Raw genomic sequence first — 14032 nt, forward strand, 5'->3', positions numbered from 1 at the left:
CGTGCGCGGTCGAGATCGTGATCCCGCGGGCCTTCTCCTCGGGCGCGCCGTCGATCTGGTCATAGGCGCGGAAGTCGCCGAAGTACTTCGTGATCGCAGCCGTCAGCGTCGTCTTGCCGTGATCGACGTGACCGATGGTCCCGATGTTCACGTGCGGTTTCGTCCGTTCAAACTTTGCCTTTGCCATGTGGGCCTCCTGGATACCGCGGGGCATGGCTGAGGGGCCCCGGATTTGACGTGCGCCGCGACATATAAGCCGGCTTGGGAAAAATCAAGGGCGTGCACGCGCGAAGGTCCGCGACCGCGGCACGCCTGCGACGCCCGCGCCATTGCTGGAACGACCAGGGCGCCCATATCGTTCGTGATGCAGCAGACCCGCGCGACCGCGGGTCAACCACGGGAGACGGGCATGAGCTTGATGAGAAGTCTGACCAAGGTGGCGGCGGGCGTGATGTTGGCCAAGGGCATCGGCACGATGATGTCGCAGCAGCAGCAGGGCCGCAAGCACGCCAAGGTCCAGGGCGGCGGCCTTTTGGACAACCTTCTGGCCAACAATACCGGCGGCAGGGGCGGCAGCGTCAGCGACATGCTGGGGCGCGCTTTGGGCGGCGGCGGCGGCGCGTCGCGCGGCAGCCTTGGCGGGCTGCTGGACCAGCTGGGTGGACGCGGATCCCGCGGCCAGGGTGGCCTTGGCGACATGCTGGGCGGCCTTCTGGGCGGGGCGGCGGCGGGCGGTGCTGCCGGAAGCCTGGCGCGAAAGGATTCGCAGCCTAGGAACGAGGCAAGCTTCGGGCAGCTCTTCGACGACGCCCTCAGCCATGATGGAGAGCCGCAGGTCACCCCCACCCCCGAGCAGAACGCCTTGGCGGGGCTGATGCTGCGCGCCATGATCCAGGCGGCCAAGTCGGACGGTCACATCGACGATGCGGAACGCCAGCGCCTTCTGGGCCACCTGGGCAACGATCTGGACGACGAAGAGCGGCAGTTCATCCGCGAGCAGATGACCGCCCCCGTCGATGCGGCGGCCCTGGCGCGGGACGTTCCCGAGGGAATGCAGTCGCAGGTCTATCTGATGTCGCTTCTGGCGATCGACTTCGACAGCGAGGCCGAGGCCCGTTACCTGAACGACCTGGCCGTCGCCATGGGCCTGGACCGGACCGCCGTGAACGACATCCACCGCGAAGCCGGGGTGATGCCGCTCTATAACGGAGCCTGAGAGCTTCGGCGCGAAGGCGCGTCGAGGCAATTGATCGGAAAGGGATGCTCTGCCACTCTGGGGCCAGAGCATCGTCCGCCAGCCAATCAGGAGCCAGCCATGCGTCACGTCACCCTTGCCGCCGCCATTTCCACCCTTGCCGGCACCGCGCTTGCCCAATCCCCCGAAGACGCGGTGGAGGCCCGGCACGGCTTCATGACGATGCTGTCCATCGAGATGGGTACCCTGTCCGCCATGGCCAAGGGCGAGCTGCCGTATGACGAGGCCGCGGCCACGGACGCCGCGCAAAACCTGATGGCGCTGACGAATTACAACGCGCCAAAGCTGTTCGTCGAAGGAACCTCGTCGGAAGATATCGACAATTCGGATGCGCTGCCGGCGATCTGGCAGGACCGCGACGATTTCGAACAGAAGTACGCCGCGTTGGCCGAGGCGGCTCAAGGGATCGACCAGCAGGTCACGGGCGGTCAGGAGAGCCTGGGGCCGGTGGTGCAGAACCTTGGCCTTGCCTGCCGCGACTGCCACGATTCCTATCGCCAGGACCGCTGATGCCCTCGCCGGCCGAGCGGGTGCGCCTGTGGGATCCCCTGCTGCGGATCTATCACTGGCTGCTGGCCGGGCTGGTGATCGCCAACTGGCTGCTGGGCAAGTTCGGGCCGGCCGTGATGACGCTGCACTTCTGGTTCGGCTATACGATCCTGGGGCTGCTGGTCTTCCGGCTTGTCTGGGGTGTCGTCGGTCCCGAACCCGCCCGCTTCACCAGCTTCGTGCGCGGACCTCGGGCGACCTGGGACTATGTCCGGCATCTGCATCTCCGCCAGCCCAGCCACTGGCCGGGCCACAACCCGATGGGAGCCTTTTCGGTCATCGCGATGCTGGCCGTCCTGCTGTGGCAGGTGGGCAGCGGGTTGGTCCTCGACCCCGACGACTTCATCAATGTCGGCCCGCTGGCCGATCAGGTCAGCCGCGAGACGTCACGGGCCGCGGTCGGGTGGCACGACCTGGGGTCGAACCTGATCCTGGTGCTGGTGCTGCTGCATGTCGCGGTGATCGCCTATTACCGCATCTGGAAGCGCGAGGATCTGGTGCGCCCCATGATCACCGGCTGGAAATGGGTGCGCCGCCGCTGACAGCCGCGCGCCGGAACCATCCCGTGGCGCGGTCGTTGCGACCCACACGCAACGACACGAGGTTCAGATGTCCAGCGATCCAGTTCTTCCGCCATTCCGCAGCGGCGCCATTTCCGACCCGACCCTTCCCGTTCCGGATTTCCCAAGGCAGGAACAGCAGGCGCCAGGCCTTGCCCAGAAGATGGACCCCCTGCCCGATCATGGCGAGACCAGCTACAAGGGCAGCGGCCGGCTGAAGGGCAAGCGCGCGCTGATCACCGGCGGCGACAGCGGCATCGGCGCGGCGGCGGCCATCGCCTTCGCCCGAGAGGGCGCAGACGTGGCGATCAACTTCCTGCCCGAGGAACAGCCGGATGCCGACCGCGTCATCGCCGCCATCAAGGCCGAGGGCCGCACGGCCGTCGCCATCCCCGGCGACCTGCGCGAAGAGGCCTTCTGCAAGGAACTGGTCGAAAGCGCCGCCTCTCAGCTGGGCGGACTGGACGTGCTGGTGAACAACGCCGGCCGCCAGCAGTTCTGCCATAAGCTCGAGGACCTGACGACCGAGGATTTCGACGCGACGATGAAGACGAACGTCTACGCCCCCTTCTGGGTGACCAAGGCGGCGCTGGCGCATATGGGCGAAGGCGGGTCGATCATCATCACCTCTTCGGTGCAGGCGTTCAAGCCGGCGGCGCACCTTTTCGATTATGCCCAAAGCAAGGCCGCTAATGTCGCCTTCGCGCAGTCGCTGGCCAAGCAGCTGGCGCCGCGTGGCATCCGCGTCAACGCCGTCTGCCCGGGACCCTACTGGACCGCGCTGCAGATCAGCGGCGGCCAGCCCCCCGAGGCCGCGGCCGAACACGGGTCCAGCCAGCCCATCGGCCGCCCCGGCCAGCCGGTCGAGATCGCGCCGATCTATGTGCTGCTGGCCTCGGACGAGGCCAGCTATATCACCGGCGAATACTTTGGATCGGTCGGCGGCAGCGGGCTTTAGGTGAAGCGGTTGTCGCGCGGGAAACCGCGCGGCGCCATCCGGCCGGTGCTGCCACGCTTGCCCAGCCACTCGGTCAGGTCGGGTTCGGTCCGGGTCTTGCCGCCGCCCATCTGCCAGGACAGGCCCTGCGCCAGCGTCAGGCAGATGGCGTCGGTCATGCAGTCGTCCTTGATCAGCCCGCCGCCCTTGCCATAGCGCTGCAGCCGCACCCCCTTGCCGCGCGCCATTTCCGGCAGTTCGGCCAGCGGGAAGACCAGAAGCTTGCGGTTCTCGCCCACCACCGCCACGTGGTCGCCATGGACGGGACGGCAGAGAAGTGCATCGCCGTTCAGGACCTGCTTGCCCGATCGGGTCTGCGCCAGGATATCGCCCGATCCCACGACGAAGCCGTCGCCGGCCTTCGAGGCGACCAGATACTTCACCCCTTCGCGCCAGGGGAACATGGCGATGATCTCGGCCTCGTTCGGCAGGTCGATCATCAGGCGCAGCGGTTCGCCCATGCCGCGGCCGCCGGGCAAAGTATTGGCCGGGATCGTGTAGAACCGGCCATTCGAGGCGAAGACCATCAGCTTGTCGGTCGTCTCGGCATGAAGCGCGAGGCCCGGACCGTCGCCGTCCTTGAACTTCAGCTCCGCATCCAGCGGCTGGTGGCCCTTCATGCTGCGGATCCAGCCCATCTTCGACAGGATCACGGTCAGCGGCTCCCGCTCGATCATCGCCTCCAGGTCGATGACCGGCGTTTCGGCGGCCTCGGCGATGGTCGTGCGGCGCTGGCCCTCGGGGCTGGACTTGCCGAAAAGGTTTCGAACCTCCTTCAGCTGGTCCGCGATCCGTGCCCATTGCGCGTCCTCGCTGGCCAGCATGGCCTGCAGCCCTTGGCGCTCTTCCAGCAGGGCGTCGCGTTCGGCCCGCAGCTCGATCTCCTCCAGCTTGCGAAGCGCACGCAGGCGCATGTTCAGGATCGCCTCGACCTGGACCTCGGAGAGGCCGAACTCGGCCATCATCACGGCCTTGGGCTCATCCTCATGGCGGATGATCTCGATCACCCGGTCCAGGTTCAGGTAGGCGACCAGATAGCCTTCCAGCACCTCAAGCCGGGCGGCGATCTTCTCCAGCCGGAAATTGGCACGGCGAACCAGAACCTCGCGCCGGTGGTCCAGGAAGGCGCGCAGGACCTCTTTCAGCGAACAGACCTTGGGTACGCGGCCGTCGATCAGCACGTTCATGTTCAGGTTGAACCGGATCTCGAGGTCGCTGGACCGGAACAGCGCGCCCATCAGCTGCTCGGGATCGACGGTGCGGGCTTTCGGCTCCAACACGATGCGGATGTCCTCGGCCGATTCGTCGCGGATGTCGGCCAGGATCGGGATCTTGCGGGTCTGGATCAGCTCGGCCAGACGCTCGATCAGCTTGGACTTCTGGACCTGGTAGGGGATCTCGGTGACGACGATCTGCCACAAGCCGCGGCCCAGATCCTCTTGCGCCCACCGTGCACGGACACGGAAGGCGCCGCGACCGGTGCGATAGATGCCGGCGATGGTCTCGCGGCTTTCGACGATGACGCCGCCGGTCGGAAAGTCGGGCCCCTGGATGATGCCAGCCAGCGTGTCGTCGCGCGCATCGGGTGTCTTGATCAGGTGCAGGCAGGCGTCCACGACCTCATGCAGGTTATGGGGCGGCACATTCGTGGCCATGCCCACCGCGATTCCCGACGCACCATTCGCCAGCAGGTTCGGGAAGGCCGCGGGCAGCACCACCGGTTCGGACAGCGTGCCGTCATAGTTCGGGCGAAAATCGACCGAATCCTCGGCCAGCCCATCCATCAGCGACTCTGACGTCGCCGCCAGCCGCGCCTCGGTGTAGCGGGCGGCGGCCGGGTTATCGCCGTCGATATTGCCGAAGTTCCCTTGCCCGTCCACCAGCGGATAGCGCATGGCGAAATCCTGGGCCAAGCGCGCCATCGCGTCATAGATCGCAGCGTCACCATGGGGGTGATAGTTGCCCATCACGTCGCCGGTGATCTTGGCCGACTTGCGGAAGGCGCCGCTCGGCGACAGCCGCAGTTCGCGCATCGCATAGAGGATGCGGCGATGCACCGGCTTCAGGCCGTCGCGAGCATCGGGCAGCGCACGGTGCATGATCGTAGACAGCGCATAGGTCAGGTAACGCTCGCCGATGGCGCGGCTGAGCGGTTCGGATTGCGTGCCGTCTTGGGGGTCGGGAAGCAGATCGTCGGACATGCGCCCTTGGATATGCCGCGCCGCCCGAACGGTCCAGATCGAAAAGTACGGATGCGGAACGCGCCGCAGCGCTTGGCGTTGAACCGCCGGACCGATAAGCTGGGCACGGGCAGGAGAACGCGGACGATGATCAGGCTGGGACTGCTGATGCTGGCGACGCTTTTGGGGCTTTACGCGGTGCTGGCCATCTATGGTGCGGGCGATCTGCGGGCGGACCGACGGCCTCCCCCGCCGCCTGAGGCGACTGCAGCGCAGGATGCCGGCGCCGCCCCAGCCACCGCCATGCAAGCCGAAGCACCGGCCGAAATCATTCCCGCAGCCAGTCAGACGCCCGAACAGGTGGTGGAGTTTCCCGGCCCCGAACTGATGCCGTCGCCCGAACATGCGGCCGACGACATCGTGGCCCCAGCTCCGGCGGCGGATGCCGACATGCTCTATGTGACGGCGACGCGGCTGAACATGCGGTCCGGGCCGGGGTCGGGCAATCCGGTGGTGTCGGCGTTGGACCAAGGCACCGGCGTGATGCCCGTGGGTGACGCGCGGGACGGCTGGATCGAGGTCAGCGCCCCCGGCGGTAGCCGCGGCTTCGTCTCGACCGACTTCCTGTCGACGGAGGCGCCGTGAAGCGTGTCCTTGTGACCGGCTGCTCGTCCGGGATCGGCCTGGATGCCGCGCGCCGCCTGACCGCCGAAGGCTGGCGCGTCGTGGCCACCTGCCGCCGCCCCGACGACCTCGAGGCCAGGCGCGCCGAGGGGATGGAGGCCGTCCACCTTGAACTGGGCGACACCGACAGCGTCGCCGTCTGCGTCAAGACGGTGCTGGAGGGCGGGCCGCTGGATGCGGTGGTGAACAACGCCGCCTTCGCCCTGCCCGGCGCGGTCGAGGACATGTCCCGCGATGCCCTGCGGGCGATCTTCGAGGTGAACCTCTTCGGCACGCATGACTTGACGGTCAGGCTGATCCCGCATTTCCGGCAGCACGGAGGGCGGATCGTGAACATCAGTTCGGTCCTGGGGCTGGTTGGCATTCCTTGGCGCGGCCCCTACGTGGCAACCAAGTTCGCGATGGAAGGGCTGACCGACGTCCTGCGGCTGGAGATGCACGGCACCCCCGTCAAGGTCGTCCTGATCGAGCCCGGCCCGATCACCAGCCGCATCCGCGAGAACGCCATCCCCCATTTCGAACGTTGGGTGGACTGGCAGGCCAGTGCGCGGGCGGGCCAGTATCGCGACAGCCTTCTGAAGCGGCTCTATCAGCCATCGGGGAAGGACCGGTTCGAGCTGCCGCCAAGCGCGGTCAGCGACCGGATCGTGGCCGCCCTGAACGCGCGGAATCCGGCGCCGCGCTATTATGTCACGGCGCCGACGCGCATTTCGGGCGTGGCGCGGCGGGTTCTGTCCTCCCGTGCTCTGGACTGGTTTGCCAGGCGCGGCTAGGTTCACGAGCGAAAGGCGGTGCGCCCCATGGAAGACAAATCCCTGTTCATCGTGATGCTGGTGTCGATCGGCGTGGTCGTGGCAATTCTGATGACCGGCATCGGCGGCTTTGCCCGCGGCGGAGAGTTCAATCGCAAGCACGGCAACCGGATGATGCGCTGGCGGCTCTATGCGCAGGCCGCGGCCATTGCGATCATGCTGCTGTTCGTCTGGTGGAGGGCGCTCTGATGGTGGTGCTGAACAAGATTTATACCCGCACGGGCGACAAGGGCGACACCGCCTTGTCCGACGGCAGCCGGGTCGCCAAGCATGACGCCCGCGTCGAAGCCTATGGCACCGTGGATGAGCTGAACGCGACGCTCGGCCTCTGCCGGTTGCATGCCGAAGGCCAGCTGGCCGAACGGCTGGCCGTGATCCAGAACGATCTCTTCGACCTGGGGGCCGATCTGTCGCGGCCGCACATGGCCGCCGATGACCAGGCCAGTTATCCGGTCCTGCGGATCATCGACGCGCAGGTGGACCGGCTGGAGGCCGAGATCGACGCGATGAACGCGGACCTGCAGCCGCTGCGCAGCTTCATCCTGCCGGGCGGATCGGCGCTGGCGGCGCATCTGCACCTGGCGCGGACCGTCGCCCGCCGGGCCGAACGTCGCGCGACTGAACTGCTGGCGGGTGGAGACGTGAACGGGTCCGCGGTGCGCTATCTGAACCGGCTGTCGGATTGGCTGTTCGTGGCCGGCCGCGTGGCCAACGACGGCGGCGCGAGCGACATCCTGTGGGTGCCCGGCGCCAGCCGTTAGCGCCGGACCGGTCAAAACGGCCGCAAACGCGACGTTCGGTGACGTTTTTGCCCTGTTATTGCCGGAACGGCCTGTCTAACACTTCCCCTCGAAAGACGACGCAAGAAAGGGAGAGAGGCTGATGAAAGTCCTCGTGCCGGTTAAGCGGGTGATCGATTATAACGTGAAGGCCCGCGTCAAGGCGGACGGGTCGGGTGTCGATCTGGCCAATGTGAAGATGTCGATGAACCCCTTCGACGAGATCGCCGTCGAGGAGGCGATCCGACTGAAGGAGAAGGGCACGGCGACCGAGATCGTCGTCGTCAGCATCGGCGTCAAGCAGGCGCAGGAGACGCTGCGCACGGCGCTGGCGATGGGTGCGGACCGCGCGATCCTGGTGGTCGCCGCAGACGACGTCCACCAGGACATCGAGCCGTTGGCGGTGGCCAAGATCCTCAAGGCCGTGGTCGATCAGGAGCAGCCCGGCCTGGTGATCGCCGGCAAGCAGGCAATCGACAACGACATGAACGCGACCGGCCAGATGCTGGCGGCGCTTCTGGGCTGGGGCCAGGCAACCTTCGCCAGCAAGCTGGAGATTGAGGGAGAGGCCGCGAAGGTCACCCGCGAGGTCGACGGCGGCCTGCAGACCATTGAGGTCAAGCTTCCGGCCATCGTCACCGCCGACCTGCGCCTGAACGAGCCGCGCTATGCCAGCCTTCCCAACATCATGAAGGCCAAGAAGAAGCCGCTGGAGGAGAAGACCGCGGCCGATTACGGCGTTGACGTCACGCCGCGCCTGACCGTGGTCAGCACGCGCGAGCCCGAGGGCCGCAAGGCCGGGATCAAGGTCGGCTCGGTCGATGAGCTGGTGTCGAAACTGAAAGAAGCGGGGGTCGTGTGATGGCTGTTCTTCTGCTGGCCGAAGTCACCAATGGCGAACTGAACACCGACGCGACGGGCAAGGCCGTCAGCGCCATGGCGCCCCTGGGCGACGTCACCGTCCTCTGCGCCGGCGCGCAGGCCCGTGCCGCGGCGGATGCCGCCGCCAGGATCGCAGGCGTCGCAAAGGTCCTCGTGGCCGAGGACGCGCGCTATGGCCACCGCCTGGCCGAGCCGACGGCGGCGCTGCTGGCGTCGCTGGCGGGCGATTACAGCCATGTCGTGGCGCCTGCGACCACCGATGCCAAGAACGTCATGCCCCGCGTGGCAGCGCTTCTGGACGTGATGGTGATCTCGGACGTCTCGAAGGTCATCGACGCCGACACGTTCGAGCGCCCGGTCTATGCTGGCAACGCGATCCAGACGGTCAAGTCCTCGGATGCGGTCAAGGTCATGACGATCCGCACCACCAGCTTCGACGCGGCGGGCGACGGCGGTCAGGCCCCCGTGTCCGACGCGGCGCTGGCGGACGACCCGGCGCTGTCGTCCTGGCTGAACGACGAGACGGCGGAAAGCGACCGCCCCGAGCTGACCTCGGCCGGCCGCGTCGTGTCCGGCGGCCGCGCGCTCGGCTCGAAAGAGCAGTTCGTGCTGATCGAGCAGCTGGCCGACAAGCTTGGCGCCGCGGTCGGCGCATCGCGCGCCGCGGTTGACTCAGGCTATGCCCCGAACGACTGGCAGGTGGGCCAGACCGGCAAGGTCGTGGCGCCCGCGCTCTATGTCGCGGTGGGCATCTCGGGCGCGATCCAGCACCTGGCCGGCATGAAGGACAGCAAGGTCATCGTCGCCATCAACAAGGACGAGGAAGCGCCGATCTTCCAGGTCGCCGATTACGGCCTTGTCGGTGACCTCTTCACCATCGTCCCGGAACTGACCGAGAAGCTCTGACCGCGACCTGGCGGAACGAGTTCTGGAGCCGCTCCTCCGGGAGCGGTTTTTCAAGTAAAAGCAGGGGTACAGATATGGCGATTCAATCGGTTGGCGTGATCGGTGCAGGCCAGATGGGCAACGGTATCGCCCATGTCTTTGCCGTCGCCGGCTTCGACGTGCTGCTGACCGACATCAGCCAGGACGCGCTGGACAAGGCGGTGTCGCTGATCGACCGCAACCTGGAGCGGCAGGTCAGCCGCGAGAAGATCTCGGCCAGTGACAAGAAGGCGGCCATGGACCGGCTGAGCACGACGCTGAAGCTGTCCGACCTGGGCCGGACCGATCTGGTCATCGAGGCCGCGACCGAGCGCGAGACCGTCAAGCAGGCGATCTTCGAGGATCTGGTCCCGCATCTGAAGCCCGAGACGATCCTGACGTCGAACACCTCGTCCATCTCGATCACGCGGCTGGCCAGCCGGACCGACCGGCCCGAGAAGTTCATGGGGTTCCACTTCATGAACCCCGTCCCCGTCATGCAGTTGGTCGAGCTGATCCGCGGCATCGCCACGGACGAGGCGACCTATTCGGCCCTGCTAGATGTGGTCGGCAAGCTGGGCAAGACGGCAGCCAGCGCCGAGGATTTCCCGGCCTTCATCGTCAACCGCATCCTGATGCCGATGATCAACGAGGCGGTCTACACGCTTTATGAGGGCGTAGGTTCCGTCCAATCGATTGACAGCGCGATGAAGCTGGGCACGAACCATCCGATGGGGCCGCTGGAACTGGCCGACTTCATTGGCCTGGACACCTGCCTTGCAATCATGAACGTCCTGCATGACGGGCTGGCGGACACCAAGTACCGCCCTTGCCCGCTGCTGACGAAATATGTCGAGGCCGGCTGGCTGGGCCGTAAGACAGGCCGCGGCTTCTACGACTATCGCGGCGAAACCCCGGTTCCGACGCGCTGAGGACAGGGGCCGGTCACCCGGCCCCCTTGTCGGTCAGGCATCCGCCTTCAGCTGGCGGCTGTCCATGAACTGGTCGAATTCGGCCTTGTCCTTGGCTTCGCGAAGCTTCTGCAGGAAATCGACGAACTCGCGGTGTTCGTCCTCCAGCCGCTTCAGCGTCTGTTCGCGATAGGCGTCGAAGGCCGAGTTTCCAGTGGACGAGGCGGTATAGCGGGGGGCGCGCGTGCGTTTGCTGCATCCGAACATGCGTTTGCTCCAGATCATGTAGAACATGAGGCCGAGGCCCAAAGGCCAGAAGGCGATGAAACCGAGGATCATGGCGACGATCCAGGCGGCGCGGCCACAGTCGTCCAGCCAGTCGCGGCCACGGGCGAGGATTTCGCCGAGGCGCGGACCGCCGGTCGGTCGAAGCGCGCGTGAGGCAGTGTCCATCAGAAGGTCTCCCTATGTTAATGTTATTCACATTTACATAGATGGAACGTCGTCGGGCATCTTCAAGACAAACGCGAAGAAAAATCACTCCGGGATCAGGCCAAGACCGCGAAGATAGATCAGGGCGCCGCTTTCCAGCATCTCGCTGGCGGCGACGGGGCTGCGGCTGCCGGGTCTGCCGCGTCCGAACAGTTCGACCACGCCATGGCTAAGGGCCCAAATGTGGTTCGCCACCATCCGCGCCGGAGGACGGTCTGCGGCAGGCAGACGGGATGACAACGCCTCGGCTGCAGTCACCAGGACGCCCCGGGCCCCGTCCGACGCCGCCGCCAGATCGGCATTGCCGACGACCGAGATCCCGGATTCAAACATCGCCATGTAGTATCCTGGTCGTTCGGCCGCGAAGTCCAGATAGGCCTGCCCCATGCGCAGGAAGGCCGTCAGCGGTTTGGGGCGCCCCTGGTCGAAGGCCGCCTCCAGCCTGCCGGTGAATTCGACGAAGCCTTGTCGTGCAACTTCTTCCAGAAGGTCGTCGCGGCCCTTGAAGTGGCGGTAAGGGGCCGCCGCCGACACCTCGGCACTTCTGGCTGCCTCGGCCAGGGTGAAGGCCTGGGGCCCCTGCGCCTCGATCAACGCGGCCGTTGCCTCGACAAGCGCTTGCCGCAGGTTGCCGTGGTGATAGGACTTGCGGCCCGGCACTACATGCCTTCGCCGAAGTAATCCGCCACAAGCGCATCCAGCGCGTCCAGAAGCTCGACCGCCTGTGGGCCGCTGGCGGTGACCCTGATCTGGCTGCCGCGCGGGGCCGTCAACATCAACAGCCCCATGATCGAGTCGCCGGCGACGGCCATGCCGTCCTTCTCGACCGTCGCCTGCGCATCGAAACGTTCGACGACGTCGACGAACTTGGCGCTGGCCCGCGCATGCAGTCCCTTGACGTTGATGATCGACAGCTCTCGGGTGACGGTTTCCGTCATCGGGCGCAACTTCCGCTGTCCAAACCGACATCCGGCGGCACGTTATATGAGTTGATGTACTTGCGGCCAGCATCCTTGGCACAGGTGACCGCGTCACGCACGGTCAGGTGCCGTGACTTGGCCAGCTTGACCAGCATCGGCAGGTTCGCGCCATAGAGGATGGTCCGATCCTGCACCGCGCAAGCCGGCAGCGACAGGTTCGAGGGTGAGCCGCCGAAAAGGTCGGTTACCAGAACAACTCCGTCCCCCAGGTCGACCGCATCCGCCGCAGCCTTGATTTCCGCCGTCTTCACGGCACGGTCGTGATCGTCCTCGATCGCGACGGCAGCGATGCCCACCTGCGGGCCCACGACATGCTCTACCGCGGAGAGATACTCCCGCGCCAGCCCGCCATGCGCCACAATGACAATTCCGATCAATGCGCCCCACCAAGACAAAACGACCGCTCGGGTCCCAGCAGCTTCACAGCGCCTGCCCCCGCACCGGCACTGTTTCGCCGTCGCGCGGCAAATCTGCGCCGGTGTTCAGCGCGACGCCGCGACGCTCTAGTTCCCTGTGCCTTATTGACACCGGCCAGCCAGCCTCTGCAAGCGCCAGAGCCGCTTTTTCCACCAAAGTGACGGAACGGTGTTTTCCTCCGGTGCAGCCGAAGCCCACCGCAAGGTGGGATTTACCCTCTTCGAGATGCGCGGGGAGCAGGAATTCAACCAGATCGAGGGTCTTGGCGAAAAACTCCGGGAATCGGGGATCGGCCGCGACATGAGCCTGAACCTTCGGGTCGCGGCCATCCAGCGGGCGCAGGTCCGGCTCCCAATGCGGATTGGTCAGGAAGCGGCAGTCGAACATCATGTCGAGGCCCCGTGGCACTCCGCGCTTGTAGCTGAAGGAATGCAGCGACACGCTGAGGCGCTGACCCGGCCGGATGTCGAAGGCCCGCGTCAGTTCCGCCTTCAGGTCATGCGGCGACAGCTCGGTCGTGTCCACCAGAATATCGGCCCTTGCCCGGATGGGGGCCAGCAGGTCGATCTCGGCCAGGACGCCGGCCATCGGCGCCTCGTCCGGGGTCAGCGGATGGCGGCGGCGGGTCTCGTTATAGCGACGGACAAGTACGTCGGCGGCGCAATCCAGATACAGCACCTCGGGCGAGTATTCTGGCAACCTGGTCAAGCGGTCGATCAGTTCGATCACGTTGGACGTCGAGAAATCGCGGTTGCGAACATCCAGCCCCAGTGCCAGCGGCATCGGCCGCGCCGGACCGTCCAGCAGGCGCGGGATCAGAGACAGCGGCAGGTTGTCGATGGCCTCGAATCCCAGATCCTCGAGCACGTTGATCGCGGTTGAGCGTCCCGCACCAGATGGGCCCGTGACCAGGACGAGCCGCTGGTTCCCTGCGCGGCTGGACGGCGATGTCATGAAGTTGCGGACCACTGGCGTTCCTTCGTCCTTCGGTTCCATGCGTCAGGCCAGACGCTGCCCCACAAGCATCTGTCGCAGCGAGGCATAAAGATGCGTCCGATAGGGTCCCAGGACAAGCGGAACCGGAACCCCCAGCCACTCCTGAACGTGGAGGTGTGGCAAACGATCCTCTTCCCGGCGGCCAAGATCGCAAGCCAGCGTGACGCAGGTAGGAGGTGCCGGGTCTGCGGCCAGGATGCCGACGCCTCTCGCCTCGATCCGGCCCTGAAGCTGCGGCGGCGCAGAGGCCATCAGCAACCCGGACAAAAGCCTCAGGTCGGTGCGGTCGTCCGCGACAAGCACCGCCCCCACCGCCATCAGCTGCAATGCCAAGGTCGACTTGCCGGAACCTGCCGGACCCAAGATCACCAGCGCCCGATGTTCCAAGGCTACCGTTGTCGCATGAAGCTGCATCCGAATCACTTCCCTAGTTCAGTTCGTTTCCAAACCTGCTTTCCACACATCCATGATCCGGAACTTTGGCAACACCCATAATGTTGGCGATAACATTAACGGTTATCGCTAACTGTTTGCGCTGCCGTATTTCGTCGTGATTCTTAGATGTTATAGCCAAAAAGCTGTCCCACCTCTCCATACCCTTTCACCGACGGAGC

19 protein-coding genes are annotated in these 14032 nt (G+C 65.9%); 11 read left to right on the forward strand and 8 right to left on the reverse strand.

The annotated features are described in order from the left end of the window. A partial coding sequence (locus tag OC184_RS01125; RefSeq protein WP_265505339.1) for a GTP-binding protein occupies positions 1-187 on the reverse strand: 187 nt, incomplete at its 3' end. Between the two features lie 231 nt (positions 188-418). Here OC184_RS01125 and OC184_RS01130 point away from each other — a divergent pair. The 4 genes from OC184_RS01130 to OC184_RS01145 all read left to right on the forward strand — a co-directional run bounded on the left by OC184_RS01130 (position 419) and on the right by OC184_RS01145 (position 3322). Then, positions 419-1216: a tellurite resistance TerB family protein gene (locus OC184_RS01130; protein WP_265505340.1), complete on the forward strand. Its 798-nt coding sequence runs from the start codon at positions 419-421 to the stop codon at positions 1214-1216. Positions 1217-1315: 99 nt separating this feature from the next. Next, positions 1316-1765, forward strand: coding sequence for a c-type cytochrome (locus tag OC184_RS01135; RefSeq protein WP_265505341.1), 450 nt, complete (start codon positions 1316-1318; stop codon positions 1763-1765). Beyond that, positions 1765-2346: a cytochrome b/b6 domain-containing protein gene (locus OC184_RS01140; protein WP_265505342.1), complete on the forward strand. Its 582-nt coding sequence runs from the start codon at positions 1765-1767 to the stop codon at positions 2344-2346. The genes OC184_RS01135 and OC184_RS01140 overlap by 1 nt, the downstream gene beginning before the upstream one ends. Positions 2347-2413: 67 nt before the next feature. Then, positions 2414-3322: an SDR family oxidoreductase gene (locus OC184_RS01145; RefSeq protein ID WP_265505343.1), complete on the forward strand. Its 909-nt coding sequence runs from the start codon at positions 2414-2416 to the stop codon at positions 3320-3322. Here OC184_RS01145 and parC read toward each other — a convergent pair. After that, the gene (gene parC, locus OC184_RS01150; protein ID WP_265505344.1) at positions 3319-5562 is read right to left on the reverse strand and encodes a DNA topoisomerase IV subunit A; all 2244 of its coding nucleotides are present in this window, start codon (positions 5560-5562) and stop codon (positions 3319-3321) included. The two genes, OC184_RS01145 and parC, sit on opposite strands and share 4 nt — an antisense overlap. Before the next feature lie 126 nt (positions 5563-5688). Between parC and OC184_RS01155 the strand changes: the two genes are divergently transcribed. The 7 genes from OC184_RS01155 (at position 5689) to OC184_RS01185 (ending at position 10554) form a co-directional block, all read left to right on the forward strand. After that, positions 5689-6186 (forward strand): SH3 domain-containing protein, encoded by a 498-nt coding sequence (locus tag OC184_RS01155; protein ID WP_265505345.1) that lies wholly within the window; start codon positions 5689-5691, stop codon positions 6184-6186. Continuing rightward, entirely contained in the window at positions 6183-6998 is an 816-nt protein-coding gene (locus tag OC184_RS01160) for an SDR family NAD(P)-dependent oxidoreductase (RefSeq protein ID WP_265505346.1), read from the forward strand. Before OC184_RS01155 ends, OC184_RS01160 begins: the two co-directional genes overlap by 4 nt. Positions 6999-7025: 27 nt before the next feature. Next, complete coding sequence (locus tag OC184_RS01165; RefSeq protein WP_265505347.1) at positions 7026-7226, forward strand: twin transmembrane helix small protein; 201 nt, start codon at positions 7026-7028, stop codon at positions 7224-7226. After that, complete coding sequence (locus OC184_RS01170) at positions 7226-7798, forward strand: cob(I)yrinic acid a,c-diamide adenosyltransferase (RefSeq protein ID WP_265505348.1); 573 nt, start codon at positions 7226-7228, stop codon at positions 7796-7798. The genes OC184_RS01165 and OC184_RS01170 overlap by 1 nt, the downstream gene beginning before the upstream one ends. Before the next feature lie 121 nt (positions 7799-7919). Then, positions 7920-8678 carry an electron transfer flavoprotein subunit beta/FixA family protein gene (locus OC184_RS01175; protein WP_265505349.1) on the forward strand — a complete coding sequence of 253 codons (759 nt, stop codon included), beginning with the start codon at positions 7920-7922 and terminating at the stop codon, positions 8676-8678. Further along, a complete protein-coding gene (locus OC184_RS01180) occupies positions 8678-9604 on the forward strand; it encodes an electron transfer flavoprotein subunit alpha/FixB family protein (RefSeq protein WP_265505350.1) in 927 nt (308 codons plus the stop codon). Before OC184_RS01175 ends, OC184_RS01180 begins: the two co-directional genes overlap by 1 nt. A 74-nt stretch (positions 9605-9678) precedes the next feature. Then, complete coding sequence (locus OC184_RS01185; RefSeq protein ID WP_265505351.1) at positions 9679-10554, forward strand: 3-hydroxybutyryl-CoA dehydrogenase; 876 nt, start codon at positions 9679-9681, stop codon at positions 10552-10554. Positions 10555-10587: 33 nt separating this feature from the next. Here OC184_RS01185 and OC184_RS01190 read toward each other — a convergent pair whose 3' ends face one another. The 6 genes from OC184_RS01190 to OC184_RS01215 form a co-directional block, all read right to left on the reverse strand. Further along, positions 10588-10986 carry a DUF2852 domain-containing protein gene (locus OC184_RS01190; RefSeq protein WP_265505352.1) on the reverse strand — a complete coding sequence of 133 codons (399 nt, stop codon included), beginning with the start codon at positions 10984-10986 and terminating at the stop codon, positions 10588-10590. An 84-nt stretch (positions 10987-11070) separates the two neighbouring features. Then, the gene (locus OC184_RS01195; protein ID WP_265505353.1) at positions 11071-11685 is read right to left on the reverse strand and encodes a TetR/AcrR family transcriptional regulator; all 615 of its coding nucleotides are present in this window, start codon (positions 11683-11685) and stop codon (positions 11071-11073) included. Then, a complete protein-coding gene (locus OC184_RS01200; protein ID WP_265505354.1) occupies positions 11685-11963 on the reverse strand; it encodes an HPr family phosphocarrier protein in 279 nt (92 codons plus the stop codon). The genes OC184_RS01195 and OC184_RS01200 overlap by 1 nt, the downstream gene beginning before the upstream one ends. Further along, entirely contained in the window at positions 11960-12382 is a 423-nt protein-coding gene (locus tag OC184_RS01205) for a PTS sugar transporter subunit IIA (protein ID WP_265505355.1), read from the reverse strand. Before OC184_RS01205 ends, OC184_RS01200 begins: the two co-directional genes overlap by 4 nt. Before the next feature lie 43 nt (positions 12383-12425). Continuing rightward, positions 12426-13376: an RNase adapter RapZ gene (rapZ, locus tag OC184_RS01210; protein ID WP_265505515.1), complete on the reverse strand. Its 951-nt coding sequence runs from the start codon at positions 13374-13376 to the stop codon at positions 12426-12428. Between the two features lie 45 nt (positions 13377-13421). After that, entirely contained in the window at positions 13422-13832 is a 411-nt protein-coding gene (locus tag OC184_RS01215) for an HPr kinase/phosphorylase (protein ID WP_265505356.1), read from the reverse strand. Between the last annotated feature and the right edge of the window lie 200 nt (positions 13833-14032).

It is taken from the genome of Paracoccus rhizosphaerae (assembly GCF_026162645.1).
Classification (GTDB): Bacteria; Pseudomonadota; Alphaproteobacteria; order Rhodobacterales; family Rhodobacteraceae; genus Paracoccus; species Paracoccus rhizosphaerae.